Annotated in this window: 25 protein-coding genes; 10 read left to right on the top strand and 15 right to left on the bottom strand. The window is 54.2% G+C overall.

The window, feature by feature from the left end:
- The first annotated feature begins 107 nt into the window (after positions 1–107).
- The 6 genes from nrdR (at position 108) to pgpA (ending at position 4,178) form a co-directional block, all read left to right on the top strand.
- A complete protein-coding gene (gene nrdR, locus ACR8BF_RS14690; RefSeq protein ID WP_009091750.1) occupies positions 108–557 on the top strand; it encodes a transcriptional regulator NrdR in 450 nt (149 codons plus the stop codon).
- Between the two features lie 3 nt (positions 558–560).
- Positions 561–1,661, top strand: a complete 1,101-nt coding sequence (gene ribD, locus ACR8BF_RS14685) for a bifunctional diaminohydroxyphosphoribosylaminopyrimidine deaminase/5-amino-6-(5-phosphoribosylamino)uracil reductase RibD (RefSeq protein WP_314985155.1) — start codon at positions 561–563, stop codon at positions 1,659–1,661.
- A gap of 90 nt (positions 1,662–1,751) precedes the next feature.
- Entirely contained in the window at positions 1,752–2,222 is a 471-nt protein-coding gene (ribH, locus tag ACR8BF_RS14680) for a 6,7-dimethyl-8-ribityllumazine synthase (protein ID WP_179896805.1), read from the top strand.
- A gap of 19 nt (positions 2,223–2,241) precedes the next feature.
- On the top strand, positions 2,242–2,661 hold the full coding sequence (gene nusB / locus ACR8BF_RS14675) for a transcription antitermination factor NusB (RefSeq protein ID WP_010255372.1): 420 nt from the start codon (positions 2,242–2,244) through the stop codon (positions 2,659–2,661).
- Positions 2,662–2,716: 55 nt separating this feature from the next.
- Complete coding sequence (gene thiL / locus ACR8BF_RS14670) at positions 2,717–3,694, top strand: thiamine-phosphate kinase (protein ID WP_179896803.1); 978 nt, start codon at positions 2,717–2,719, stop codon at positions 3,692–3,694.
- On the top strand, positions 3,639–4,178 hold the full coding sequence (gene pgpA / locus ACR8BF_RS14665; RefSeq protein WP_292989555.1) for a phosphatidylglycerophosphatase A: 540 nt from the start codon (positions 3,639–3,641) through the stop codon (positions 4,176–4,178). Before thiL ends, pgpA begins: the two co-directional genes overlap by 56 nt.
- 56 nt (positions 4,179–4,234) lie before the next feature.
- Here pgpA and ACR8BF_RS14660 read toward each other — a convergent pair whose 3' ends face one another.
- The 4 genes from ACR8BF_RS14660 to xseB all read right to left on the bottom strand — a co-directional run bounded on the left by ACR8BF_RS14660 (position 4,235) and on the right by xseB (position 8,321).
- Positions 4,235–5,209: an aldo/keto reductase gene (locus ACR8BF_RS14660; protein ID WP_313699877.1), complete on the bottom strand. Its 975-nt coding sequence runs from the start codon at positions 5,207–5,209 to the stop codon at positions 4,235–4,237.
- Positions 5,210–5,294: 85 nt separating this feature from the next.
- The gene (gene dxs / locus ACR8BF_RS14655; protein ID WP_292989562.1) at positions 5,295–7,160 is read right to left on the bottom strand and encodes a 1-deoxy-D-xylulose-5-phosphate synthase; all 1,866 of its coding nucleotides are present in this window, start codon (positions 7,158–7,160) and stop codon (positions 5,295–5,297) included.
- Between the two features lie 19 nt (positions 7,161–7,179).
- Positions 7,180–8,079 (bottom strand): (2E,6E)-farnesyl diphosphate synthase, encoded by a 900-nt coding sequence (ispA, locus tag ACR8BF_RS14650; RefSeq protein ID WP_292989565.1) that lies wholly within the window; start codon positions 8,077–8,079, stop codon positions 7,180–7,182.
- On the bottom strand, positions 8,079–8,321 hold the full coding sequence (xseB, locus tag ACR8BF_RS14645; protein ID WP_013356982.1) for an exodeoxyribonuclease VII small subunit: 243 nt from the start codon (positions 8,319–8,321) through the stop codon (positions 8,079–8,081). Before xseB ends, ispA begins: the two co-directional genes overlap by 1 nt.
- Positions 8,322–8,553: 232 nt before the next feature.
- Here xseB and thiI point away from each other — a divergent pair, with 232 nt between their 5' ends.
- On the top strand, positions 8,554–10,002 hold the full coding sequence (gene thiI / locus ACR8BF_RS14640) for a tRNA uracil 4-sulfurtransferase ThiI (RefSeq protein WP_434745184.1): 1,449 nt from the start codon (positions 8,554–8,556) through the stop codon (positions 10,000–10,002).
- A gap of 66 nt (positions 10,003–10,068) precedes the next feature.
- Here thiI and yajL read toward each other — a convergent pair whose 3' ends face one another.
- Together yajL and panE are read right to left on the bottom strand one after the other, a co-directional pair.
- Entirely contained in the window at positions 10,069–10,665 is a 597-nt protein-coding gene (gene yajL, locus ACR8BF_RS14635) for a protein deglycase YajL (RefSeq protein WP_179896792.1), read from the bottom strand.
- Positions 10,619–11,539, bottom strand: coding sequence for a 2-dehydropantoate 2-reductase (gene panE, locus ACR8BF_RS14630; protein ID WP_434745183.1), 921 nt, complete (start codon positions 11,537–11,539; stop codon positions 10,619–10,621). The genes yajL and panE overlap by 47 nt, the downstream gene beginning before the upstream one ends.
- A 135-nt stretch (positions 11,540–11,674) precedes the next feature.
- Between panE and ACR8BF_RS14625 the strand changes: the two genes are divergently transcribed.
- The gene (locus ACR8BF_RS14625; RefSeq protein WP_337008071.1) at positions 11,675–12,166 is read left to right on the top strand and encodes a YajQ family cyclic di-GMP-binding protein; all 492 of its coding nucleotides are present in this window, start codon (positions 11,675–11,677) and stop codon (positions 12,164–12,166) included.
- A 282-nt stretch (positions 12,167–12,448) separates the two neighbouring features.
- On the opposite strand, the gene ACR8BF_RS14620 is transcribed toward ACR8BF_RS14625, so the two are convergent.
- The 8 genes from ACR8BF_RS14620 to ACR8BF_RS14585 form a co-directional block, all read right to left on the bottom strand.
- On the bottom strand, positions 12,449–13,813 hold the full coding sequence (locus ACR8BF_RS14620; protein WP_313699867.1) for an MFS transporter: 1,365 nt from the start codon (positions 13,811–13,813) through the stop codon (positions 12,449–12,451).
- 132 nt (positions 13,814–13,945) lie between these two features.
- Positions 13,946–14,833, bottom strand: a complete 888-nt coding sequence (gene cyoE / locus ACR8BF_RS14615) for a heme o synthase (protein WP_090963256.1) — start codon at positions 14,831–14,833, stop codon at positions 13,946–13,948.
- A gap of 13 nt (positions 14,834–14,846) precedes the next feature.
- Positions 14,847–15,176 carry a cytochrome o ubiquinol oxidase subunit IV gene (locus tag ACR8BF_RS14610; protein WP_136196568.1) on the bottom strand — a complete coding sequence of 110 codons (330 nt, stop codon included), beginning with the start codon at positions 15,174–15,176 and terminating at the stop codon, positions 14,847–14,849.
- The gene (locus tag ACR8BF_RS14605; RefSeq protein ID WP_013356987.1) at positions 15,176–15,793 is read right to left on the bottom strand and encodes a cytochrome o ubiquinol oxidase subunit III; all 618 of its coding nucleotides are present in this window, start codon (positions 15,791–15,793) and stop codon (positions 15,176–15,178) included. Before ACR8BF_RS14605 ends, ACR8BF_RS14610 begins: the two co-directional genes overlap by 1 nt.
- Complete coding sequence (cyoB, locus tag ACR8BF_RS14600; RefSeq protein ID WP_292989579.1) at positions 15,793–17,775, bottom strand: cytochrome o ubiquinol oxidase subunit I; 1,983 nt, start codon at positions 17,773–17,775, stop codon at positions 15,793–15,795. Before cyoB ends, ACR8BF_RS14605 begins: the two co-directional genes overlap by 1 nt.
- A gap of 4 nt (positions 17,776–17,779) precedes the next feature.
- Complete coding sequence (cyoA, locus tag ACR8BF_RS14595) at positions 17,780–18,706, bottom strand: cytochrome o ubiquinol oxidase subunit II (RefSeq protein WP_179896785.1); 927 nt, start codon at positions 18,704–18,706, stop codon at positions 17,780–17,782.
- A gap of 444 nt (positions 18,707–19,150) precedes the next feature.
- Complete coding sequence (ampG, locus tag ACR8BF_RS14590) at positions 19,151–20,641, bottom strand: muropeptide MFS transporter AmpG (RefSeq protein ID WP_313699864.1); 1,491 nt, start codon at positions 20,639–20,641, stop codon at positions 19,151–19,153.
- A 57-nt stretch (positions 20,642–20,698) separates the two neighbouring features.
- The gene (locus ACR8BF_RS14585; protein WP_179896781.1) at positions 20,699–21,277 is read right to left on the bottom strand and encodes a lipoprotein; all 579 of its coding nucleotides are present in this window, start codon (positions 21,275–21,277) and stop codon (positions 20,699–20,701) included.
- A gap of 286 nt (positions 21,278–21,563) precedes the next feature.
- Here ACR8BF_RS14585 and bolA point away from each other — a divergent pair, with 286 nt between their 5' ends.
- Positions 21,564–21,878 (top strand): transcriptional regulator BolA, encoded by a 315-nt coding sequence (gene bolA, locus ACR8BF_RS14580; protein WP_008924895.1) that lies wholly within the window; start codon positions 21,564–21,566, stop codon positions 21,876–21,878.
- Positions 21,879–22,484: 606 nt separating this feature from the next.
- Positions 22,485–24,326, top strand: a complete 1,842-nt coding sequence (locus tag ACR8BF_RS14575) for a TonB-dependent copper receptor (RefSeq protein ID WP_434745182.1) — start codon at positions 22,485–22,487, stop codon at positions 24,324–24,326.
- Positions 24,327–24,551: 225 nt separating this feature from the next.
- Here ACR8BF_RS14575 and ACR8BF_RS14570 read toward each other — a convergent pair whose 3' ends face one another.
- The gene (locus ACR8BF_RS14570) at positions 24,552–25,238 is read right to left on the bottom strand and encodes a LuxR C-terminal-related transcriptional regulator (RefSeq protein ID WP_434745181.1); all 687 of its coding nucleotides are present in this window, start codon (positions 25,236–25,238) and stop codon (positions 24,552–24,554) included.
- Positions 25,239–25,284: the final 46 nt, after the last annotated feature.

The raw sequence follows: 25,284 nt of genomic DNA, 5'->3' as shown, positions 1-25,284 counted from the left end.
ATCGTTTATCCTGTGATGAGAACGCGGCTAAAGACACGGAAGAGATTTTGTTGATTCACGGTTCGCGGTACACTGTCAGGCCCATCACTCTCGCGTCAGGAAACGTCATGCATTGCCCATTCTGCTCCGCTGTGGACACCAAAGTGATTGATTCTCGTCTGGTTAGTGAAGGCTCTTCGGTGCGCCGTCGCCGCCAGTGCCTGATGTGTCATGAACGCTTCACCACCTTTGAGGTGGCGGAACTGGTGATGCCGCGCGTGGTGAAAAGCAATGACGTACGCGAACCCTTCAATGAAGACAAAATGGCCAGCGGGATGATGAAAGCGCTGGAGAAGCGTCCTGTCAGCGCCGATGCGGTTGAAAGCGCCGTAAACCATATTAAAACTCAGCTGCGCGCCACCGGCGAACGCGAGATTCCCAGTAAACTGATAGGCAATCTGGTGATGGATGAGCTGAAGAAGCTCGATAAAGTCGCCTATATTCGCTTCGCCTCGGTTTACCGCAGTTTTGAAGATATTCGTGATTTTGGCGAAGAGATCGCCCGGTTACAGGATTAACGTATGGATGAGCGCTATATGGCGCGCGCGCTGGAACTGGCGCGACGTGGCCGTTTTACGACGATGCCGAACCCCAATGTCGGCTGCGTGATTGTGCGTGATGGCGACGTGGTAGGCGAGGGCTGGCATCAGCGTGCCGGTGAACCGCATGCTGAAGTCCACGCGCTGCGCATGGCTGGCGAGAAAGCGCGTGGCGCAACTGCCTATGTCACACTGGAGCCGTGCAGCCACCATGGCCGCACACCACCCTGCTGTGATGCGCTAATCGCCGCGGGCGTCACCCGTGTCGTTGCCGCCATGCAGGACCCTAATCCGCAGGTTGCGGGTCGGGGATTGCACCGTCTGCATCAGGCGGGCATTGACGTCAGCCACGGCCTGATGATGCCGGAAGCGGAAGCGCTGAATCGCGGCTTCCTGAAGCGTATGCGTACCGGCTTCCCCTGGATTCAGCTCAAGCTGGGCGCGTCACTGGATGGTCGAACGGCGATGGCCAGCGGCGAAAGCCAGTGGATCACTTCACCGGCTGCCCGCCGTGATGTGCAGTGTCTGCGTGCGCAAAGCGCCGCCATCCTCAGCAGCAGCGCCACAGTGCTGGCGGACGATCCCTCCCTGACGGTGCGCTGGTCTGAACTTAATGCAGAGACCCGGTCTCTGCTTGATGAGCAGCAGCTGCGTCAGCCGGTACGGGTGATTATCGACAGCCAGAATCGGGTGACGCCGCAGCATCGACTTATTTCGCAGCCAGGTGAAACCTGGCTGATGCGCCATCAGCCGGATCAGCAGATCTGGCCCGCTGAGGTGACGCAAATCGCTGTTCCACTGCGCGAACAGCAACTGGATCTGGTGGCGATGATGATGCTGCTGGGAAGGCGACAGATTAACAGTGTCTGGGTTGAAGCAGGAGCCTCGCTGGCTGGTGCCCTGTTGCAGGCCGGACTGGTCGATGAACTGATTGTTTATCTGGCTCCTAAGCTGTTAGGTCACGAAGGACGCGGCCTGTGTCAGCTGCCAGGACTCAGCCAGCTGGCTGACGCGCCTGCCTTTCAATTCAGCGATGTCCGGCAGGTCGGTGATGATTTGCGCCTGACCCTGACACCACAATAACACGGTCGGAAAAGCGAGAGCACGCCGCCCAAGAGTATGATAGAATCCGCCCCCCTGCGCGGGGCTAATCAAACCCCTGAAAGGATAAGTATGAAAGTTATCGAAGCTGCTGTTGCAACGCCTGAGGCCAATGTTGCCATCGTTATTGCGCGTTTTAACAACTTCATTAATGACAGCCTGCTGGATGGCGCAGTTGATGCCCTGAAACGTATCGGCCAGGTCAAAGATGACAATATCACCGTAGTCTGGGTGCCTGGTGCCTACGAACTGCCTCTGGCAGCCCGTGCGCTGGCTAACTCCGGCAAATATGATGCGATTATCGCACTCGGCACCGTTATTCGTGGTGGCACTGCCCACTTCGAATATGTGGCGGGTGAAGCCAGCTCCGGTATCGCCAGCGTTGCCATGAACAGCGACATTCCTGTCGCGTTCGGCGTGCTGACCACTGAAAGCATCGAGCAGGCCATTGAGCGTGCCGGCACCAAAGCGGGTAACAAAGGTGCTGAAGCGGCTCTGACTGCGCTCGAAATGATCAACGTATTGACAGCCATTAAAGCCTGATTTTTGTAAGGGGAATTTTGTGAAACCTGCTGCTCGTCGTCGCGCCCGTGAGTGCGCTGTTCAGGCGCTTTACTCCTGGCAGTTGTCGAATAACGACATTGCCGATGTGGAATACCAGTTTCTGGCGGAACAGGACGTCAAAGACGTCGATATTACCTACTTCCGCGAACTGCTGTCCGGTGTGGCGACCAACAGTGCGTATCTGGATGGACTGATGAAGCCCTATTTGTCCCGTCAGCTCGAAGAGCTGGGCCAGGTAGAAAAAGCTATCCTGCGCATCTCGCTGTATGAGCTGAGCAAACGTAACGATGTGCCTTATAAAGTGGCCATCAACGAAGGGATTGAGCTGGCGAAAGTCTTCGGTGCCGAAGACAGTCATAAATTTGTTAACGGCGTGCTGGATAAAGCCGGTCCACAAATTCGACCCAATCGCAAATAAACAAAAAGGCCGGCTTGCCGGCCTTTTTTCATGAAGGGTTAAGCGGAACGCAATTATGTCTTGTGGTGAATTTGAACTCATCGCACGCTACTTCAACCGCAGAACACGCAGCCGCCGTGATGTCGAACTCGGCATCGGTGACGATTGTGCGTTACTGAGCGTGCCGGAAAAACAGACGCTGGCGATCAGCACCGATACCCTGGTCGCGGGTGTGCACTTCTTACGGGATATCCATCCTGCCGATCTGGGTTACAAAGCCCTGGCTGTGAATCTCAGCGACCTTGCTGCAATGGGCGCCGATCCCGCGTGGCTGACGCTGGCCTTAACGCTGCCGCAGGTCGATGAGAGCTGGCTGTCCGCCTTCAGTGAAAGCCTGTTTGAACTGCTGGAATATTACGATATGCAGCTGGTGGGCGGCGACACCACTCGTGGTCCGCTGAGTCTGACGCTGGCGATTCACGGTCTGGTACCGCAGGGTCGCGCCCTGAAACGTTCCGGTGCGAAGCCGGGTGACTGGATCTTCGTGACCGGCACGCTGGGTGACAGCGCGGCGGGCCTGGCGCTGCTCCAGCATCACTGTCGCATCAGCGATCCCGCAGTACATGAAGCGCTGATTAAACGTCATCTGCGTCCGATGCCGCGCATACTGCAGGGCCAGGCACTGCGTTCGCTGGCCTCCTCTGCGGTGGATATTTCTGACGGCCTGATTTCCGATCTCGGCCATGTGCTGAAAGCCAGCGGCTGTGGCGCACGGCTTAACCTGGATGCGTTGCCGCTGTCGGCGGCGCTGCGTGACCATTTTGAACCTGAGCAGGTATTACGCTGGGCGCTGAGTGGCGGAGAAGATTATGAACTCTGTTTCACCGTACCAGAGGTTAATCGCGGCGCGCTGGATGTGGCGCTGGGGCATCTGGGCGTGCCTTATACCTGCATCGGACAAATGGCACCGGAGTCGGAAGGCTTGACGCTGCTGGATAATGGCAAGCCCGCCACATTCCGTCATAAAGGGTTTGATCACTTTGATACTAAATAACGACGTGGCGAAAAGTCGCCTGCGGATGAGCAATCCCTGGCATTTGCTGGCGACGGGATTCGGCAGCGGATTAAGCCCGATCGTGCCGGGTACCATGGGATCGCTGGCGGCCATCCCATTCTGGTGGCTGATGACCTTTCTGCCACAGGATCTCTATTCTCTGGTCGTGCTGGCTGGCATCTGCGTCGGCGTTTATCTCTGTCATCGCACCGCCAAAGACATGGGCGTACACGATCACGGCAGTATTGTCTGGGATGAGTTTATCGGCATGTGGATTACGCTGATGGCGATTCCGATGAACAGCTGGCAATGGGTATTGGGTGGCTTTGTGCTGTTCCGTATTCTGGATATGTGGAAGCCGTGGCCGATTCGCTGGTTCGACCGCAATGTGCATGGCGGCATGGGCATAATGGTTGATGATATTATTGCTGGCGTGATTTCCGCTGCCATGCTGTATGGCTTTGGGGTCTGGCTGGCAGGTTAACCGCCGACGCTGATGCCTGAATAAGGTGACGCCCGGGCAGGGCGTCACGTCTGGTTTTATTCGAATCCTACCGCCTGATGCGGCTGATAGACCTCTTCCAGCAGGGTAATCTCTTCGTCACTCAGTGTGACATCCACTGCCTTCACCAGATCCGCAAACTGCTCAGCACGCGACGCGCCAATAATCGGTGCCGTAACAGCAGGTTTGCTCAGCAGCCAGGCCAGCGCCACCTGTGCCCGCGTCACACCTTTACTCTCCGCCACCTGCGCCAGCCGCTCTGCAATCACGGCATCATTCTCTTCGGTCTTGTCATAGAGCTTCGCCATCACCTGGTCAGACGCGGAACGCGCAGTGTTCTCACCCCAGGGGCGGGTCAGCTTACCGCGCGCCAGCGGACTCCAGGGCAGCACGGCAATCTGCTCTTTCAGGCAGAGCGGGTGCATTTCACGCTCCTCTTCGCGCTGAATCAGATTGTACTGATCCTGCATGCTGACAAAACGGTGCCAGCCCTGCTCCGACTGCATCTGCAACGCCTGAGCAAACTGGCTGGCGTGCATCGAAGAGGCACCGATGTAGCGGGCTTTACCAGACTGAACCACCTCATGCAGCGCTTCCAGCGTCTCTTCCAGCGGCGTGTCATAGTCCCAGCGGTGAATCTGCAGCAGGTCGACATACTCCATGCCGAGACGCTGCAGGCTGTCATCGATCGACTGCAGGATATTCTTGCGTGACAACCCCTGTGACAGATTGGTCAGCGGGAAATAGACTTTAGTGGCGACCACAATCTCTTCGCGACGGGCGAAATCTTTCAGCGCCCGGCCCAGGATCTCTTCACTGCTGCCATCTGAGTAGCTGTTCGCGGTATCAAAGAAGTTAATGCCCGCGTTCAGTGCCTGCTGGATCAGCGGACGGCTGCTCTCTTCCGGCAACGTCCAGGCGTGATTACCGCGCGCTGGCTCGCCATAGGTCATACAACCCAGACAGAGGCGCGACACCTGCAGATCGGTGGTACCCAGTTGAATCGTTTTCATGGTGGAGGCTCCTGCGAAAGTGCAAAGGTTACAGCATAGCAGGATGTTGCGCTCCCCGAGGGGAGCGCAGAGAAGAGAAGGGAGGTTACTGCGCCAGCCAGCGGGCGATTTGTTGCTGAATGCCTTCGGCGTCCAGCAGGTAGTCATGACGCACTTCATCCTGCGTGCCCTGCGGGATGAACTCATCGGGCAGGCCAATATTCAGTACCGGAACGCCCAGGCGCTTCGCCATGATAAATTCATTCACGCCACTGCCTGCACCGCCTTTGATTGCGCCTTCTTCCAGCGTAATCAGGGAGTCGTGCGTGGCGGCCAGCTCAGCAATCAGCGCCTCATCCAGCGGCTTCACAAAGCGCATATCGACCAGGGTCGCATTCAGCGCTTCCGCCGTGGCGGCGGCTTCTGGCAGCAGGGTACCAAAGTTCAGAATTGCCAGCTTTTCACCGCGGCGTTTCACAACCGCTTTACCCAGCGGCAGGCTCTGCAGGGGTGCCAGAGGTGTGCCGACACCGGTGCCGCGCGGATAGCGCACCGCACTTGGGCCATCCTGATGGTGATAGCCGGTGTAGAGCATCTGCCGACACTCATTCTCATCGCTGGGGGTCATGATCAGCATATCCGGCACGCAGCGCAGATAAGCAAGATCGAATGCGCCCTGGTGAGTCTGACCATCCGCACCCACAATACCACCGCGATCGATAGCAAACAGGACCGGTAATTTCTGGATGGCGACGTCGTGGATCAGCTGATCGTAGGCGCGCTGCAGGAACGTCGAGTAGATGGCAACAATTGGTTTATATCCGCCAATCGCCATACCGGCTGCGAAGGTCACGGCGTGCTGCTCGGCGATCGCCACATCAAAATATTGATTCGGGAATTCACGTGAGAAGGCGACCATGCCGGAGCCTTCACGCATCGCAGGAGTAATTGCCATTAGCTTCGGATCGTCGGCAGCCATCTCGCACAGCCAGTTACCAAAGATTTTAGAGTAGCTTGGCAGACCTTCTGCGCTTTTCGGCAGTTCGCCGATCGCCGGGTCAAATTTGGGCACGGCGTGCCAGGCAATCGGATCTTCCTCGGCCGGGGCGTAGCCTTTGCCTTTCTTCGTCATGATATGCAGGAATTGCGGCCCTTTCAGGCTGCGCATGTTGCTCAGCGTATTCACCAGCGTCAGCACATCGTGACCATCGACCGGGCCGATGTAGTTAAAGCCCAGTTCTTCAAACAGCGTACCCGGCACGACCATGCCTTTCAGATGCTCTTCGGTACGTCTTACCAGCTCTTTAATCGGCGGCAGACTGGTCAGCACACGCTTGCTGCCTTCGCGCAGTCGCGCATAGGTTTTACCTGACAGGATCTGCGCCAGGCGGTTATTCAGCGCCCCGACGTTTTCGGAGATCGACATCTCGTTGTCGTTGAGGATGACCAGCATGTCTGGCTTGATATCACCGGCATGGTTCATCGCTTCAAACGCCATACCCGCAGTGATCGCGCCATCGCCAATAATGCAGGCGGTGCGACGGCCCTGGCCTTCACGTTCTGCTGCTGCAGCCATGCCGAGACCGGCACTGATCGAGGTCGATGAGTGACCGACGCTTAAGACGTCATATTCACTTTCACCGCGCCATGGAAACGGGTGTACGCCATTTTTCTGACGAATGGTGCCGATGCGATCGCGGCGACCGGTCAGAATTTTATGCGGATAAGCCTGATGACCCACATCCCAGACCAGATGGTCAAAGGGGGTGTTATAGACATAATGCAGCGCGACCGTCAGTTCGACTACGCCCAGACCCGACGCAAAATGGCCGCTGGAGCGGCTCACACTGTCTAACAGATACTGACGCAGTTCATCACACAGCGCAGGCAACTTCTCTTTGGGCAGGGCGCGCAGCTCCTGAACCGTGTTTGCCAGCGCCAGTGTCGGGTATTTAGCAATATCAAAACTCATCAGAGACTCATTATGGAAGTTATTTGTCGCGTTCAATTATGAAGCTCGCCAGCGCCTGCAGTGCTGTAGTGTTATAAGAGTGCGCAGCGAGCAATTCTAAAGCATCAAGAGCTTCCTGATACAAATCCCGCGCTTTGGCACGGGCATTTTCAAGGCCCAATAGTGAAGGATAGGTGCTTTTTCCCAGATCCTGATCGGCTCCCTGGCGTTTTCCGATCACCGCCGTATCACCCACCACATCAAGAATGTCGTCCTGCACCTGAAACGCGAGACCGATAGCCTCAGCGTAGCGGTCAAGCAGCGGCAGCGCTTCACGGCCCGCATCGCCTGCCGATAACGCGCCTAACCGGACTGCTGAGCGGATCAGCGCGCCGGTTTTGTGGCGATGGATCTGTTCCAGCTGGTCAAGATCTACAGATTTGCCTTCCGCCGCTAAATCCAGCGCCTGTCCGCCACACATCCCGGCTACGCCGCTGGCCTTAGCCAGTTCTGAAAGCATCATCAGACGATATTCGGCACTGACTCCGGGCATCGCTTCATCTGCCAGAATAGAGAAGGCCAGCGTTTGCAGGGCGTCGCCCGCCAGAATCGCCGTGTCTTCGCCATATTTAATGTGACAGGTTGGCTGCCCGCGACGCAATGCGTCATCGTCCATCGCAGGGAGATCGTCATGAATCAGAGAGTACGCATGAATGCATTCAACCGCAGCGGCGGGCGCATCCAGACTCGCCGGGTCGGCGTGGAGCATTTCACCAGTAGCGTAGACCAGAAAAGGACGCAGGCGTTTACCGCCTAATAATGCCCCATAATGCATGGCATTCACCAGAGGAGAACTCTGAAAAGGAAGTGGCTCTATAAAACGCGTCAGCGCGGCGTTCACCTGCTGCTGATAAACGTCGAGTAATCGGGCGAAATCCATTAGTCGTTTTCCGGCGTGAAAGCAGTGAGGTCGGCATCTTTATCATCGTTCAGCAGAATCCGGACCCGCTGTTCAGCCTGCTGCAGTGTCTGCTGGCCATTCCGCGCCAGCTGCACGCCGCGCTCAAATTCGTTCAGGGCTTCTTCCAGCGGCAGTTCACCACTTTCCAGACGGCTGACAATCTGCTCCAGCTGCTGCAATGACGTTTCAAAGCTGGCTGGCTGTTCGGCTTTTTTCGGCATATTTCGTGTCGACTCACGGTTGGGACATTATCTCGCAATCGGTCATGGTAGCTGAGACCCTATGATTAGCAAAATAATCAATGCGGCGGCTGATGAAGAAGCAGTCACCTGACAAAGGTGATATACTCCCGCGCCTCGGATGCGGTTGCGCCTTGCAGCCCGCAATTTTGTGATTTTACCAGCTAAGTGCCGCCTGTTTTAGCACTTATTTGCCCAACGAAGCTGTGTCGCCATGAAGTTTATCATCAAGTTATTTCCTGAAATCACCATCAAGAGTCCGTCGGTGCGTTTGCGCTTTATCAAGATTCTTGCCAGCAATATTCGCAACGTCCTGAAAACCGTTAGCGACGAAATCGCCGTTGTGCGTCACTGGGATCACATTGAAGTGCGGTCAAAAAATGCAGCGCTGGGAGAGATTATTCCTGATGAGCTCGCGCGCATTCCCGGTATTCATCACGTTTTAGCGGTTGAAGATCGCGAGTACACCGATATTCATCACATTTTTGAACAGACGTTAGCGCAGTATCGCGACAGTCTGGAAGGGAAGAGCTTCTGCGTGCGTGTTAAGCGTCGTGGTAAGCATAGCTTCAGTTCGCAGGATGTAGAGCGCTATGTTGGCGGTGGTCTGAACCAGCATATTGAAAGCGCCCGTGTGCAGCTTAAAAACCCGGACGTGACGGTGAATCTTGAAATTGAAGAGAATCGTCTGACGCTGGTGACCGCGCGTTACGAAGGTCTGGGTGGCTTCCCGATTGGCACGCAGGAAGATGTGCTGTCACTGATTTCCGGTGGTTTCGACTCCGGCGTTTCCAGCTATATGCTGCTGCGTCGCGGTAGCCGGGTGCATTACTGCTTCTTTAACCTTGGTGGTGCCGCCCATGAGATTGGCGTCCGTCAGGTTGCGCACTATCTGTGGAATCGTTTTGGTCGCTCACACCGCGTACGCTTCGTGGCGATCAATTTTGAGCCGGTCGTCGGTGAGATCCTCGAGAAAGTGGATGACGGCCAGATGGGCGTAGTGCTGAAGCGCATGATGGTGCGCGCTGCCTCGACGATTGCGGAGCGCTACGGCGTACAGGCGCTGGTCACCGGTGAAGCGGTAGGCCAGGTGTCGAGCCAGACGCTGACCAACCTGCGTCTGATCGATAACGCGTCCGATACGCTGATTCTGCGCCCGCTGATCTCCCATGACAAAGAGCACATCATCAGAATTGCCCGTGAGATCGGCACCGAAGATTTTGCCAGCACCATGCCGGAATATTGCGGTGTGATCTCAAAAAGCCCGACCGTAAGGGCAGTGAAAGAGAAGATTGAGGCGGAAGAGCAGAATTTCGACTTCACGATTCTTGATCGGGTCATCGAAGAAGCGACAAACGTTGATATCCGTACCATCGCTGAGCAGACAGAAGAGGAGGTGGTGGAAGTTGAGACCGTCGCCCTGCTGAGCGAGAACGACGTAGTGCTGGATATCCGCTCTATCGATGAGCAGGAAGAAAAGCCTCTGACGCTGAAAGCCACGGAAGTAAAATCGCTGCCGTTCTACAAACTCAGCACGCAGTTTGGCGATCTCGATCAGAACCGCACCTGGCTGCTCTACTGCGATCGCGGTGTGATGAGCCGTCTTCAGGCGCTCTACCTGCATGAGCAGGGTTTTAAGAACGTTAAAGTTTACCGCCCGTAGTCACGTCTCAGAGCCAGTCAGCACCTGTTCAGGTCTGACTGGTTTTCTTGTTTTAAACCTTAGTATTTATTCCTGATAGTCATAAATGCCGGGAGCCAGCACCAGCTGTGCGGCAACCTCGCGCGCCATCTCTTTTCCCACCAGCAGATCAATCAGCTTCAGTGCAAAATCCATGGCCGTACCCGGCCCCTGACTGGTCAGCAGATTGACGCGCGGATCCCATACGACGCGCCGCTCCATCCACTTATTTTCCGGAATGGTCTCTTTTAAGCCGGGAAAGCCGGTCATGTTGCCCACCGGGAAGAGATCGTGAGGGATCAGTACCGTGCCTGCCGCTGCGCATATCGCGGCGACGATCTTCTCATTGAGGTGAAACTGACGTACCGTTTCGACTAACAGCGGACTGTCACGGAAGGTTTCAGCGCCTTTCAGGCCACCAGGCAGGACGATGGCGGCGAAATCATTGTCGGCGACGTCAACCAGCGTGACGTCAGCCAGCAGACGCACTCCGCGTGAGCAGACGATTTCCCGGCTGCCATCGCTTTCGACGCTGGCGGTGACAACCTTCAGGCCGGCCCGTACCATCAGGTCGATGGTGGTGACAGCTTCAATTTCTTCACTGCCATGTGCCAGGCAAACCAGCACCGATGCGTTCGCGGTCATAATGGGACTCCTTGCGTTTTATAATGTCATACAGACGGGTATTCTCCGTCAGCACCATGCCGTGTGTCCGGGCGCGGCGCAGCAGAAAGCCGCTGATATAGTCGATTTCGGTGAGCCGCTGGGCACGTACATCCTGCAGCATTGAAGAGGTGTTGGCTGCGGTGCTTTCGATCACGTCGAAGATGATGTCCTGCAGGCTATCGCTGGCAACGTTCTGGCCCTCCCGCTCCATGACCCAGCTTATCTCTTCGCACAGCTGAGCGATTTGCTCCGGATAAGCACGCAATGCGCCGTTCTGGCATTCATACTCCACGCTGAGCGGATTGATGACACAGTTAACGGCCAGTTTGCGCCAGCAGGCTGCCCGGATGTTGTCATGCCAGGCAACGTCGGGCAGAGCAGGGTGCAGGATGTCGGCGAGATCGCTGTAAGCGGCGCTTTTGCGATTGCCTGGGCCGATGTGGGTGATACCACTGGCAATGTGTTTGATGACGGTGCCATCGCGCATCGCTGCATGGGTAGTGACGCCACGCAGCAGTGGCTGAGTCAGCCCTTTTAACTCCTCAAGCGTCCCCATGCCGTTATGCAGCAGCAGCACCGGGCAGTTTTCTGGCAACACGCTTTCCAGATTTTTCACCGCAGGTGAGACCTGCGGGGCTTTAAGCGTGACCAGCAACAGCTGGCTTTCCGCCAGGAACAGCGGATCGTTGGCGATAAAGGTGCGGTTGGATATATTGCCCTGTGGATCGACCACATTGGCTGAACAGTAAGGCTGCGGCACCCGCAACCATCCCTGTACCTCATGTCCCTGGCGGGCCAGCGCTGTCAGCCAGACCTGACCCAATGCACCGCAACCTAATACGGTAATTTTCATGCTGCCTCCCGCTGGCGGGCTATCCATCTATTATTAACTGTCACACCTTCATTATAGCGTTGTGTGCAGCCTGATTTTATTTAGCACCTTAAGACGCGTATTATGCATGTCACTTTAGCGTCAGGAGAAGAAGAGATGCCATCTTTCGATATCGTTTCAGAGGTCGATCTGCAGGAAATTCGCAATGCGGTGGAGAATGCCAACCGTGAAGTGTCTACCCGCTTCGATTTCCGCAACGTGAGCGCCGAGTTTGAGCTCAACGAAAAGAATGAAACCATCAAGATCACCAGCGAATCTGATTTCCAGGTTAAGCAGCTGGTCGATATTTTGCGTGAGAAGTTGCTGAAGCGCGGGATTGAAGGCGGCGCCTTAGAGGTGCCGGAAGAGATTGAGCACAGTGGTAAAAGCTGGGCGGTCGATGCCAAACTGAAGAAAGGCATTGAAAGCGACGTGGCGAAGAAGCTGGTGAAGCTGATCAAAGACAGTAAGCTGAAAGTGCAGACTCAGATTCAGGGTGAAGCATTGCGTGTGACCGGTAAAGCACGTGATGATTTGCAGGGTGCGATGGCGGTCGTACGTGGCAGCAACCTGGGGCAGCCATTCCAGTTTAAAAACTTCCGCGATTAAGCGGGGGAGACGGGATTTCAGTCTGAATGCATTGATGAAAAACCCGGCTAAGGCCGGGTTTTTTGTTGTTGAGCTGGAGGTCGTCTGGATGATGTCGTTCTGGCAGGGATGAGGTGCCTAATCGCACGGGCCATGGAGGGGGGCTATTGCATCTTTCCGATCTGACTCTGTTCCCTGAGCCAGCTCGATCTGACAGCAAAACTAAATGGTGCTGCTCACCCTCTTAAACCCGCTTTCAAAGCCAACCCGATCTCACCGCTAACCCACCAAAACCGGCTTTTATCAGCAACTACCCAGCAGCGCTTCCAGTTCAGGACGGCTGGTAACTTTACTGTCGATCTTGATATACGCGCTTTTCTCTTCCGGCACGATAAACACGGCGTTAACCCCCGGCTGTGCTTTCAGGCGCTGTTCCAGATTCGGCACAGCAAGGGCAGCATCGCTCAGCACGATGCGCAGGCTGCTTACATAGGGTGGCTCCTGCATTGTCATGCTGACAAACAGCCAGGCTGCTGCCACCATCGCGCCTACCAGGAACACGGTCTGCGCATCGAAATGTCCAAACACCCAGCCACCCATGCTGCCGCCAACGGCCACGCCCAGGAACTGGCTGGTGGAGTAGATCCCCATCGCCGTACCTTTATAGCCAGCGGGTGACTCTTTACTGATCAGGGAAGGCAGAATGGCTTCCATCAGATTGAAGGCGAAGAAAAAGAGCTGAACACCCACTACCAGCGTCCAGAAATGACCTTCCGCGCCCCACAACACGATCTCAGCAATGACAATCATTCCGACGCAGCCGACAAAGACACGCTTCATGCGGCGCTTCACTTCGGCATAAATTATGAACGGCACCACGCCCGCAAAGGCGATCAGCATAGTGCAGAGATAAACTTTCCAGTGCTCGGGGGCCGGGAATCCAGCCTGTTCAAACTGTCCTGGCAAGGCGACAAAGCTCGACATCAGCAGGACGTGCAGGCAGAAAATACCGATGTTAAGTTTCACCAGACGCGGGTTCGCCAGCACTTTGCGGAAGCTGCCTTTCACCATGCCCGACTCACGGTTCAGCACATGATGGGAAGCAGACGGCACCACCATCAGGGTAATCACGATACCCAGTGATGCCAGAATCGCAATCATCCAGAACAGCGCATGCAGGCCCATTGCATGAGTGACAATCGGGCCCACGACCATCGCAATCGCGAAGGTCACGCCAAAACTGATACCGATAAACGCCATCGCTTTAGTGCGGTTCTGCTCACGGGTTAAATCGGATAACAGTGCCATCACGGCAGCCGCAATGGCCCCTGAACCCTGAAGCGCACGGCCCAGAATGATGCCCCAGATGGAGTCGGTGCAGGCAGCGATTATGCTGCCCAGGACAAACAGCAAGAGTCCGCCCACGATCAACGGCTTGCGGCCGATGCGATCGGAGAGCAAACCAAAAGGAATCTGAAAGATTGCCTGGGCAAGGCCATAGATGCCAATTGCCAGACCGATTAAGGTTTCACTCGCGCCCTGTAATGCCATGCCATAGGTGGTCAGTACCGGCAGGACCATAAACATTCCCAGCATGCGCAGGGAAAAGACCGTACCGAGGCCCCATGTGGCGCGCAGCTCCACCGGAGTCATTTTGTTATCGTTCATTCCAACCTCTGTTAATGTGCTGCAGTTATTCTAGGTGGCGGGGCAGGGCGGGTAAAACAATAGTTTTTAAGCAGTGGTAACAAAAAGAAAGGGCGCGAAAATCGCGCCCTTTTCATGCTGTATCGGTGCCGGTTACCAGACGTAAGTCAGCAGGTCCTTCGAGGCCGGAGCCAGCGAATCTACCGACATCATCACGCTCAGCGCGGTGATGGTCACGATAGAGAAGACGAACACTTTTCTTGCCCAGACACGGTCATCTGCGGTTTTATAACCCGATAATGCCATGCCCAGCCACCAGACGCTGACCGCAGCGGCCACCACCAGATATTTGTAGCCTGCGTAGCCTCCCAGCGTCAGCATCAGCGTGGCAATCATAAACGCCAGGATATAAAGCGTAATATGATTCTTAGCCACGGAAATGCCTTTCACCACCGGCAGAACCGGGATGTTCGCTGCCTGATAATCTTTAAAGCGGAAGATAGCAATCGCATACGAATGCGGCATCTGCCACAGGCTAAAGATCGCCAGCAGGATTAACGCGCCAGCATCAAACTGGTTAGAGACCGCGCAGTAGCCGATAACCGGCGGCGCAGCACCCGACAGACTGCCAATCAGCGTTCCGTAAACGGAATTACGCTTCATGTAAAGACTGTAGATGCCTACGTACACCACGAAGCCCATCACCGCCAGCCACATGGCCAGCGGATTAGCACCGAAGTAGAGCAACGCAAAGCCAGCAATACCCAGCACAGTGGCATAAACCAGGCTTACTTTCGCGGAGATAAGGCCTTTTACCAGCACCCGATTCCTGGTTCTCTCCATCTTGATGTCAATGTCGCGGTCAATCACGTTGTTGAAAACACAACCCGATGCAACCACCAGTGACACGCCCACCAGGGTGAAGAGAAACAGGGCGTAATCCGTGTTGCCTTTGGAAGCCAACAGGAATCCGCCGATCACAGAAATTAAATTCCCGAAAATAATTCCTGGTTTTGTAACTTGCAGGTATTGCTTAAACATTACGTGTGACTCTTTAGTGAGGCATCATGTTGTAGTTGAGGTTCCACATGATCCACAGTGAGCCCACTACGACAATCAGGATGATGATGGCCGAGAAAACAATGGCTACCATGTTCCAGCCACCCTCAGATTTGCTGTCTAAGTGCAGGAAGTACACCAGGTGAACCAGCACCTGGATGATCGCACAGACCAGAACAACACCGAGAATAGTACCGTGAGATGCACTGCCATCCATTACCATCCAGAACGGGATTGCCGTCAGGATGATAGAGAGGATGAAGCCGATCATGTAGGACTTCACGCTACCGTGTGAAGCGCCATGTTCGTTAACAGAATGACTCATTACATGGCTCCCATCAGGTAAACAACGGTGAAGACGCAAATCCAGACCACGTCCAGGAAGTGCCAGAACAGGCTCAGACACATGATACGGGTGCGGTTAGTCGCGTTCAGGCCACGTTTGGACACCTGGAACATCAGAACCAGCATCCAGATCAGACCTGAGGTTACGTGCAGACCGTGCGTACCGACCAGCGTAAAGAAGCCAGACAGGAAGCCACTGCGATCCGGACCAAAGCCTTCAGCAATCAGGTGATGGAATTCATAGATTTCCATCCCGATGAAGCCCAGACCGAACAGGAAGGTCAGCGCCAGCCAGCCGATAACGGCACCTTTTTGCTCCTTGTTCATGGAGATAACAGCCATGCCGTAAGTGATTGAACTCAACAGCAGCAGGGCGGTTTCTACCAGAACGAACGGCAGCTCAAAGATGTCTTTACCTGCCGGGCCACCGGCAGTGTTGTTGACCATGACAGCATAGGTCGCAAACAGGGTTGCGAAGATAATGCAGTCACTCATCAGGTAGATCCAGAAGCCAAAGACTTTATTGGCTCCTGCATCGTGATGCCCATGCTCCGCATGGGCGTCGTGGTGATGTTTAATCAGAGTTTCAGTTGACATTATTTCAGACCTGCTTTGCTGATTTCGTCAAAGTGCTGGTTTTCAATCTTCTGAACTTCAGCAACCGGAACGTAGTAATCCACGTCTTCGTCGAAGCTCTTCACGATCCAGGTAACGATCATGCCGAGGAATGAAAGACCCGCCATCCACCAGATATGCCAGATCAGCGCGAAGCCCATTACGGTGGCGAATGCGCAGATGACGATTGCAGCACCACTGTTTTTCGGCATATGAATCTCTTCATACGATGCCGGCTGTTTGTATGCTTCGCCTTTCTCTTTCATTTCCCAGAACGCATCACGCTCATGGACATGTGGGATGACAGCAAAGTTGTAGAACGGTGGCGGTGAAGAGGTTGCCCACTCCAGCGTACGACCGCCCCACGGGTCACCTGTCACATCACGGTTCTGATCGCGATCACGTACTGAAACGTAGAACATAGTCAGCTGACACAGGATACCCAGTGCAATCAGACCTGCACCGACCGCAGCAACCACCAGAAGAGGGTGGAACTGTGGATCGATATCCTGACTCAGACGACGGGTCATACCCATGAAGCCCAGTGCGTACAGCGGCATAAAGGCTACGAAGAAGCCAATGATCCAGAACCAGAATGCGCGCTTACCCCAGGTTTCGTTCAGGGTGAAGCCGAAGGCTTTCGGGAACCAGTAGGTCACGCCCGCCATACAACCGAAGACCACACCACCGATGATAACGTTATGGAAGTGTGCAATCAGGAACAGGCTGTTGTGCAGAATAAAGTCAGCGCCCGGAACGGCCAGCAGTACGCCGGTCATACCCCCTACAGAGAAGGTTACCAGGAAGCCAACGGTCCACAGCATGGCAGAGTGCATCTGAATGCGACCCTGATACATAGTGAACAGCCAGTTAAAGATTTTAACCCCGGTCGGAATCGCGATGATCATCGTCATGATACCGAAGAAGGCGTTAACGTTGGCACCTGCACCCATGGTGAAGAAGTGGTGCAACCAGACGATAAACGACAGCACGGTAATGGCGATGGTCGCCCACACCAGTGAGGTATAACCAAACAGACGTTTTTTGGAGAAGGTCGCGGTAATTTCTGCGAACACACCAAACACCGGCAGTACCAGGATATACACTTCCGGATGGCCCCAGACCCAGATCAGGTTGACGTACATCATCATGTTCCCGCCCATTTCATTGGTGAAGAAATGGAAGCCGAGATAACGATCAAGGGTCAACAGCGCCAGGGTCACGGTCAGAACCGGGAACGCAGCGATGATCAGGACGTTGGTGCACAGCGCGGTCCAGGTAAAGACCGGCATTTTGAACAGGCTCATGCCTGGTGCGCGCATCTTCAGGATGGTCACGAAGAAGTTAATACCGGTTAAGGTCGTACCGATACCTGAGAGCTGAAGGCTCCAGATCCAGTAATCGACCCCGACCCCGGGACTGTACTCCGCGCCGGAAAGCGGCGGATAAGCCAGCCAGCCGGTCTGTGCGAACTCGCCCACACCCAGAGACAGGTTAACCAGGATCACACCGACCGCAGTAAACCAGAAGCTCAGGTTGTTCAGGAACGGGAACGCAACGTCACGTGCACCAATCTGCAACGGAACCGCGATGTTCATCAGGCCAACCACGAAAGGCATTGCCACGAAGAAGATCATAATCACGCCATGCGCGGTAAAGATCTGGTCGTAGTGGTGCGGTGGCAGAATGCCCGCTTCACCGGCCGAAGCCATAACCTGCTGGGTACGCATCATAATGGCATCAGCGAAACCACGAATCAGCATGACGAACGCCATGATGATATACATGATACCCAGGCGTTTGTGGTCGACTGACGTCAGCCATTCAGACCACAGATATTTCCACTTACCAAAATAGGTGAGCGCAGCGACCAGCGCCGCTCCACCTATCAGGATAGCGGCAACCGTAACCATGATAATCGGCTCATGGTACGGCACTGCATCAAGTGTTAATTTTCCGAACATCGTATTATTCCTCGGCTCCCGCGGAAGCGGCGTGACTCATGTCCATACCTTCATGCTGTGGCATGTCCATTTTCCCGTGGCTCATCTTGAACTTGTCGATGACTTGCATGAACAGTTTCGGATCAGCTGAAGAGAAATATTCCACCGGGTGATTTTCGCTTGGCACAGCCACTTTCTCGAAATCATCCATAGTAGTCAGCGTGTTAGGGGCTGCTTTAACTTTAGCCACCCACTGCTGGAATTCCGCATCGTCTTTAGTTGCAATGGCTTTAAACTTCATGCCAGAGAAACCACGACCACTGAAGTTCGCAGAGATACCGTCGAAAGTTCCCGGCTCATTCGCAATCAGATGCAGTTTGGTCTGCATACCAGCCATCGCATAGATCTGGCTGCCGAGCGTTGGGATGAAGAAAGAGTTCATGACGGAGTTAGACGTAATTTTGAAGTTCACCGGAGTATTTGCCGGGAAGGCAATCTGGTTCACAGTCGCAATACCCTGCTCCGGGTAAATGAACAACCATTTCCAGTCCAGTGCAACCACATCGATCTCAACCGGTTTCACATCAGATTGCAGCGGTTTGCTGGGCTCCAGTGCGTGGGTCGATTTCCAGGTCAGTACGCTAAGGAAGAGAATGATCAGGATCGGAATGGTCCAGACCACGGCTTCCACTTTGTTAGAGTGTGACCAGTTAGGGCTGTACTTCGCATTCGTGTTGGACGCCCGGTACTTCCAGGCAAACACCACGGCCATCAGGACTGCGGGAATCACGACGATCAACATCAGGCCAAAGGCAGTCAGTATCAGCGAACGTTGCTCCAGTGCAATCTGTCCTTTGGGATTTAACAATGCACTATCACAGCCACTCATTAATAAAGTGCCTGCAATTAATGACAAAATCCCCAAACTTTTATTGTATTTACTGAGTCTCATTTAACGACCTCAATGACAAAGGGCTCTATTGTCGTTTAAGTGTGCGCGCATTTTACGGGAAGGTTTATGCAGTGTAAACCAGCTTAAGGATGTGTCAGATACGTGTTGACACCTTTTGCTAAGGGTGTCACAGATGTTGCGCCAGGTGACAAAAAATTAACGCAGACAAGCAGTTGCCACCAATATAACAAAAATCAATGGAAGTAACCGTAAAAAAATCAGGGAAAGGAATAACCCGTACTTTTAATCCCCAATTATTTAACAAGTCCGTATCATTTGTGCGATGAAATTTAAACAAAGTAATTGCTCACCGGTTTTTAGTATTTCCGCTACGCCTCCTCAGGTCATATTGTTATTTTTTAAAAATAACACGCGATGATAAATGATGGCGACTTATCCAGTGCTTAAAAAATAAGTCGCAGCGCGTTAACCTATCGATTTCGCTTAAGCGTCTGATGCCGGCAACACCGGCGTTTTCTTCAGCGCCCGGTAGTCCAGCAACACCCCGGCAAGCACCGCCAGTAGCGAGAGGGCCATGCCCAGCTCAAACAGGCGGGTAAGCAGCGGTGCCAGCGCAGTCAGTCCCAGTGCATTCAGTGCCAGCGCAACAAGCCACAGAGCCAGCACGCCGCATCCGGTTGCAAACAGACGATTTGTCCAGCGATAACCATGAGGATAGTAGCTTCGTGTGAGGAAATTGCCACTTTGCTCGACCTGATTAAGCGTTTGACGGCAAAAAGCCAGCAGCACCAGGCCCGGCAGGCCTGCTACCACAGTGAAAGCATAAAAGGTCGGCCAGCCCCAGAGTTCTACCAGCCAGCCCGCCGCCGGGCCGACATAGACCCGGCCAACGGCTGACAGTGCCGACAGCAGGGCGAACTGGGTGGCTGAGAATGATTTGTTGCAGAGTGTCATTAACAGCGCCACAAAGGCTGCGGTGCCCATGCCGCCGCAGAGGTTTTCCACAAAGACCGCGCTGGCCATGCTCCACAACTGTTTGTCTGTCACTGCCAGTAGCCAGTAACCAAAGTTCGAGACCGCCTGCAGCACGCCGAAAATCATCAGCGCCCTGAACAGACTCAGGCGCTGCATCAGCACGCCGCCATAGAGCGCCCCGATAATGGTTGCCAGCAGGCCCAGCGTCTTATTAACCAGGCCGACATCGCCTGCATTGAAACCCACGCCGCGAATCAGAAAGGTGGTAGTCAGCGAGGCAGCAAAGGCATCGCCCAGCTTGTAAAGGATAATCAGGGTAATCAGCAGCCAGGCGTTGTTGCGCTGAAAGAAATCTTTTAGCGGATCGACCACCGCCTGACGCAGCGAATGAGGAGTGGAGATACGGGTGTCCGGCTCGCTTGCCATCAGCGTCGCGATAATACCTGGCACCATCATCAATGCCATCAGCCAGTAGGTTGCCTGCCAGCCCAGATAGCGGTCAGCCAGCCACAACGCCAGCCCGCCGGAAATGAGCATCGCCAGTCGATAACCCAGCACGGTGATTGCCGCACCGCTGCCACGCTCTTCAGGCGGCAGGATATCCGTTTTCCAGGCATCAAAGACGATATCCTGCGAGGCGGAGCAGAAGGCAATCAGCACCGCCAGCGCGGCCATCAGTGTCAGATCGCGCCCGGGTTGCAGAAACCCCATCGCGAAGATTCCGCCCACCAGCGCCAGCTGACTGAGCAGCAACCAACCGCGACGCCGTCCCAGAAAAGGTGGCGTATAGCGGTCCATCATCGGCGACCAGAGAAATTTAAAGACGTAAGCCTGGCCGACCAGCGAAAAGAAGCCGATAGTTTTCAGATCGACATTTTCCACTGTCATCCACGCCTGCAACGTGCCCGATGTAAGTGCCAGCGGTAATCCGGAAGCAAAACCGAGGAGCAGTAAGACGGCGGCGTTTTTCTGGCTGAAGAGGCGAAGGTAGTGGTTCATGCGGATCCTGCAGATAACAAAAAGCCCTGCACGAGGCAGGGCAGAGAAGTGAGGATATTAACGGGCGTTCTGTTTGATGAAGTCGTTCACGCTCGTGTCCTGCGCCATGTCCGCGATTACATCGCTCATGGTGGCGTTCACCGCGTTGGTAATCTTCTGGTTATTGGCGTTGAACGCGCCTTCTACGCTGTAAGTCTGGCGGTAGTTTTTAACCTGTTTGTTGCCGTTTTTCGCTGTCGCGATGATAGAGATGTCGGCTTTTGTGGTGATGCTGTAGCGCACATTGCCCTGTGTCACGTCGGCATAGAGGTTGTTAACCACAATCTGCAGATCAACCGCGCCATTAGGACCCACCATATAGCCACGTGCGGTCATCTGCTTCTCCAGCACTTCCTGCAGCAGGAAACGCAGATCGCGCGATGGCGTCAGGGTCACTAACTGACCATCACGGTTTACTTTTGCCAGCGCCTGATCTTTACGCTGGTCGGCACCGTTGATGCTGACGGTCACGCCCATCAGGCCTGGATCCTGCTGTGGCAACTGAATTTTAGGCTGGATGGTAAGGGTATTCGTGCTGGTTGCACAGCCGGCTAAAATGAACGCAGCCAACAGTGGGAATAACAGTTTTTTCAACATACTTTTTCTCGTTGGTGTCAGGGGGTTGGTTTGCAAAAACTGCGGTCATCATAGCATTGCCCGGCAGTGAAAAAAGCCCTGTTGCCGGGGAAATTGTGTCTGAAACCGTTTTAAGCCTCTTCTCTGACAGGCTGGTTTGATGTTGGTTTCAGCTGCGTTATTATGCGCGCCAGAGGCGGGCTGACATAAAATGCAATATTTAGCGTCCGCTGACAGGTAAGCGCACTAAAAGCGACTAAGATTGAATGAGATGGGGCACCGCGCTCGCCATTGAGGAGTAATAGCCATGATCCGCGAACAAATAGAAGAAAAGCTGCGTGTGGCGTTTCAGCCAGCTCATCTGGAAGTACATGACGAGAGCTACCGGCACAACGTGCCTGCCGGATCCGAAAGTCACTTCAAAGTGGTGATTGTCAGCGACTGCTTTGCGGGCCAGCGTTTTCTGGCGCGTCACCGCCTGATTTATGGCGAACTGGCGGCAGAACTCGCGGGCAGTGTTCATGCTTTAGCCCTGCATACGTACACCCTGAAAGAGTGGGAAGGGTTGCAGGATACCGTACTGGCTTCGCCTAACTGCCGCGGTGCCGGAACACTCGCCTGAACTGCCTTCTGTGAAACGGCCTGCGGGCCGTTTTATTCGATTGCGGCGTGACGTGACATTAAAAACGCGTAAGCAGTGAAGGCGCAATAAATAGGTCTTTACCTGCACATGACATCTATTAAAATAAGAGGGAATAAAGCGGAGTTCGCTATCGGTAACAACCTATATATATTCCGATTAATCAAAAAAGCACTCTTCAGCCCTCAGGTTTTTTGTTCAGCGGCTGACCAGGTTATGTTGCTTTTTTATGCCTCTGCCGATGTTAATTCACTCTGATAATGGGTCTTACTCTATTTATCTCTGGCGTGGTAAGACCTCTCTGTATTTAAGTCCCTCCTTATAGTAGAAACCGTACGGCTTATTTAGAATAAATTCCTTACTTAGTCAGAGATATTTCTCTTTCAGGAAAAGCGTATTCCCAGGTGACTGGCGTGTATTCTTTTCACTCTATCAACAACAATAGTGGACTTAATTTCATCCTGATTACAACGGAATATAATTATGTCTACGACCCCTTTGCATAATAAATGCACCAGGGTAACGCTGCGCCCGCTGATATTGGCTCTCTCATGTGCTGCAGCATGTCCGGCAACGGCAGAGCAGGTAATGACCGTAACCGCCCCGGTAAATAATCCGGGCCATCTGGTGACCTCTACTCAAACGCCGCGCCAGCCTGTTCCGGCCAGTGATGGTGCAGATTTACTGAAAACAATCCCGGGCTTCTCGATACTGCGTAGCGGGGGCAGCAATGGCGATCCTGTATTGCGCGGCATGTTCGGTTCCCGGCTGAATATTCTGAGCGATGGTGCCAGTACGCAGGGGGGGTGTGGCTCCAGAATGGATACCCCGACTGCCTACATCACCCCCAAAAGTTACGACACGCTGACGGTTGTCAAAGGGCCACAAAGCGTTACCCACGGGCCGATGGCCTCGGCGGGCACGCTGCTGTTTGAGCGTCAGCCCGAACTGTTCAGCGAGCCGGGGATTAAAGGCTCGGTTAACCTTCTTCAGGGGGCGAATGGTCGCTCAGATCAGAACGTCAATACTGTGTTGGGTAATCGTTCGGGCTATATCCGTTTAGACGGCAACCGTTCGGAAGCGGAGGATTACCGGGATGGCGACAGCAATCGGGTGCCAGGCAAGTGGCGTAAATGGAACAGCGGCGTCACTCTGGGGCTGACGCCGGATGACGATACGCTGGCGGAACTGAGCATGGGGGCCAGTGACGGCGAAGCCCGCTATGCGGGACGCATGATGGACGGCAGCCGTTTTGCGCGCAAAAGTGCCGCATTGAAGCTGGAAAAATATGCGTTAAGCGATCGTCTGAGAAAAGTCAGCTGGCAAAGTTACTACAACGACACCGACCACATCATGGACAACTACAGTCTGCGCCAGACCGCTGGGCCAAAACGCAAAAGTGAAGTCGGTGGGGTTACGATGGGAACCCGGCTGAGTACTGTCTGGGAGTCTGACGCTAATCAGCTGACGACCGGCACCGACATGATGCGTAAGACTCACCGTAGAAAGAATGCGGCAGGCTGGCGCGATGACGCGCAGTTCATTCAGGCAGGCATTTTCAGTGAGCTCCAGACTGAATTAAACAGCGACAATAAGTTCATCACCGGCGCACGTCTGGATCATGTCAGGGTTGACGACAAGCGCTCACCAGATTTCGCATCACGCAGTGACGTACTGCCCGGTGCCTTTATGCGCGTTGAGCATACGCTGCCGGATGCCCCGCTTACACTCTACAGTGGCGTAGGTTATACCGAGCGTTTCCCGGACTACTGGGAATTTTTTTCCGGCAAAGCCGGACAGGCCAGTTTCAAAACACTGAAAAGCGAAAAAACGCTCCAGTGGGATAATGGTCTGAGCTTTAATGGCGAGAACGTCAGCGCGTGGCTCTCCGCTTATGTGGGACGGATTTCCGACTATATCCTGTTCGATTACAGCCAGACGCCGTCGCAGGCAAGCAACACCAACGCTGTCATTATGGGAGGGGAAACCGGAGCGCGCTGGAAGATTGCACCGAACTGGTTGCTGGAAAGTAGCCTTAATTACGCCTGGGGAGAAAATCGTTCCGACAGCCAGCCGCTGCCGCAGATGCCGCCACTGGAAGGGCACGTCATGCTTAATTACTATCAGGAAGACTGGAGCACAGGCGTGATGTGGCGAGCCGTCGCTCCTCAGCATCGCACCGCCAACCAAAAAGGAAACGTAACCGGGCAGGACCTGAGCAGCAGCGCAGGGTTTGGTACCCTGGCCTGGAATGCAGATTATACGTTCAGTCAGCAGCTAAAGATGAGTGCGGGTATTGATAACCTGCTGAACAAAGCTTACAGCGAACACCTTAATATGGCTGGTGTCAGCGAATTCGGTTATTCCACTCATCAGCAGATCACTGAACCCGGTCGCACGTGGTGGCTGGAAATGGAATATGTTTTCTAGATGGCGACAGGCAGCGCTGATGCTTTAATTTATCCGGACGTGATCTGGGGAGGTGTTTTCCGCGCCGCCTGCGCCAGGAGCGTTTAATGATCTCCCCCGATCAACGCAGGGCAAATAATATAGCAGCCGTTCCTTAGTGCAAAAGTCATTCTGCCATGCGGCCGTCTCTTAAGGGTAAATAAGTGTCGGCCGGTCACGCCGTAAGAGACTTATTAATAGTGATGTTCAAATAGCAATATCGAACGCCTGCGTTTTTGCCAGCACACAATAGAGCTGGCAATCGTTACTGACGTTGAGTTTCTCCATGGCTCTCAGCTTATGGGCGCTGACGGTCTTATTACTCAGGTTCATCTGCTGAGCGATCTGCGTCAGATTAAGCCCCTGACACATCATACGCAGCACGTCAATTTCGCGCGGAGATAGCTCCCTGCTGGCTTGATTATTGTTCTGAAAAAGGGCGTTCATGAGTTCGCGTTCAATGTAAACCTCATCGTTGATGACTGAACTCAGCGTCCGGCTCAGCGTTTTCTCGCAGGTATCCCGGCTGATATAGGCTTTTGCCCCAGCTTCCAGCGTCATACGGATGAGCTGGGTATTTTTATAAGGAGAAAGGACGATCATTTTTAACTTTGGATACTTGCGGTTGAGCCACTTAATCAGCAGCACGCCATCCATGCCACTAATGGGATTTGGGCCTGGAGTGGTAGCCAGCGAGAAGCCAAGAAAAAGAATATCAACCGTCTGTTCAGTCAGCAGTGAAATGAGGCCGGAAGGCGAGGCTGTATCCCCTGTGACTTTAATTTCGGGGCGGGAAAAGCTGTCACTGGGCAGAGCCGGCGCATTCATAATCATCGACATAACGCCGCGACGAATAATCGTATGCTCATGGGCGATAGCAATATTGATACTCATAGTGGTTTCTCCGAAATGATGATGGCGCTCTGGATGACGTCACCTG

It is taken from the genome of Candidatus Pantoea rara (assembly GCF_051136265.1).
In the GTDB taxonomy this organism is placed as follows: Bacteria; Pseudomonadota; Gammaproteobacteria; order Enterobacterales; family Enterobacteriaceae; genus Pantoea; species Pantoea rara.
Note: the sequence above shows the minus strand (reverse complement) of the source record. Positions and strands in the feature narration are given on the sequence as shown.

Excerpts from the sequence above, each read along its gene's own strand:
- bolA (WP_008924895.1), top strand. The coding sequence starts at position 21,564 with ATGATCCGCGAACAAATAGAAGAAAAGCTGCGTGTGGCGTTTCAGCCA.
- nrdR (WP_009091750.1), top strand. The coding sequence starts at position 108 with ATGCATTGCCCATTCTGCTCCGCTGTGGACACCAAAGTGATTGATTCT.
- dxs (WP_292989562.1), bottom strand. The coding sequence starts at position 7,160 with ATGAGTTTTGATATTGCTAAATACCCGACACTGGCGCTGGCAAACACG.
- cyoB (WP_292989579.1), bottom strand. The coding sequence starts at position 17,775 with ATGTTCGGAAAATTAACACTTGATGCAGTGCCGTACCATGAGCCGATT.
- ispA (WP_292989565.1), bottom strand. The coding sequence starts at position 8,079 with ATGGATTTCGCCCGATTACTCGACGTTTATCAGCAGCAGGTGAACGCC.
- pgpA (WP_292989555.1), top strand. The coding sequence starts at position 3,639 with ATGGCAAGCCCGCCACATTCCGTCATAAAGGGTTTGATCACTTTGATA.
- ACR8BF_RS14660 (WP_313699877.1), bottom strand. The coding sequence starts at position 5,209 with ATGAAAACGATTCAACTGGGTACCACCGATCTGCAGGTGTCGCGCCTC.
- ACR8BF_RS14575 (WP_434745182.1), top strand. The coding sequence starts at position 22,485 with ATGACCGTAACCGCCCCGGTAAATAATCCGGGCCATCTGGTGACCTCT.
- ACR8BF_RS14625 (WP_337008071.1), top strand. The coding sequence starts at position 11,675 with ATGCCATCTTTCGATATCGTTTCAGAGGTCGATCTGCAGGAAATTCGC.
- ribD (WP_314985155.1), top strand. The coding sequence starts at position 561 with ATGGATGAGCGCTATATGGCGCGCGCGCTGGAACTGGCGCGACGTGGC.
- ACR8BF_RS14570 (WP_434745181.1), bottom strand. The coding sequence starts at position 25,238 with ATGAGTATCAATATTGCTATCGCCCATGAGCATACGATTATTCGTCGC.
- thiL (WP_179896803.1), top strand. The coding sequence starts at position 2,717 with ATGTCTTGTGGTGAATTTGAACTCATCGCACGCTACTTCAACCGCAGA.
- ACR8BF_RS14610 (WP_136196568.1), bottom strand. The coding sequence starts at position 15,176 with ATGAGTCATTCTGTTAACGAACATGGCGCTTCACACGGTAGCGTGAAG.
- yajL (WP_179896792.1), bottom strand. The coding sequence starts at position 10,665 with ATGACCGCGAACGCATCGGTGCTGGTTTGCCTGGCACATGGCAGTGAA.
- cyoE (WP_090963256.1), bottom strand. The coding sequence starts at position 14,833 with ATGTTTAAGCAATACCTGCAAGTTACAAAACCAGGAATTATTTTCGGG.
- ACR8BF_RS14620 (WP_313699867.1), bottom strand. The coding sequence starts at position 13,813 with ATGAACGATAACAAAATGACTCCGGTGGAGCTGCGCGCCACATGGGGC.
- cyoA (WP_179896785.1), bottom strand. The coding sequence starts at position 18,706 with ATGAGACTCAGTAAATACAATAAAAGTTTGGGGATTTTGTCATTAATT.
- thiI (WP_434745184.1), top strand. The coding sequence starts at position 8,554 with ATGAAGTTTATCATCAAGTTATTTCCTGAAATCACCATCAAGAGTCCG.
- xseB (WP_013356982.1), bottom strand. The coding sequence starts at position 8,321 with ATGCCGAAAAAAGCCGAACAGCCAGCCAGCTTTGAAACGTCATTGCAG.
- ACR8BF_RS14605 (WP_013356987.1), bottom strand. The coding sequence starts at position 15,793 with ATGTCAACTGAAACTCTGATTAAACATCACCACGACGCCCATGCGGAG.
- panE (WP_434745183.1), bottom strand. The coding sequence starts at position 11,539 with ATGAAAATTACCGTATTAGGTTGCGGTGCATTGGGTCAGGTCTGGCTG.
- ribH (WP_179896805.1), top strand. The coding sequence starts at position 1,752 with ATGAAAGTTATCGAAGCTGCTGTTGCAACGCCTGAGGCCAATGTTGCC.
- ACR8BF_RS14585 (WP_179896781.1), bottom strand. The coding sequence starts at position 21,277 with ATGTTGAAAAAACTGTTATTCCCACTGTTGGCTGCGTTCATTTTAGCC.
- ampG (WP_313699864.1), bottom strand. The coding sequence starts at position 20,641 with ATGAACCACTACCTTCGCCTCTTCAGCCAGAAAAACGCCGCCGTCTTA.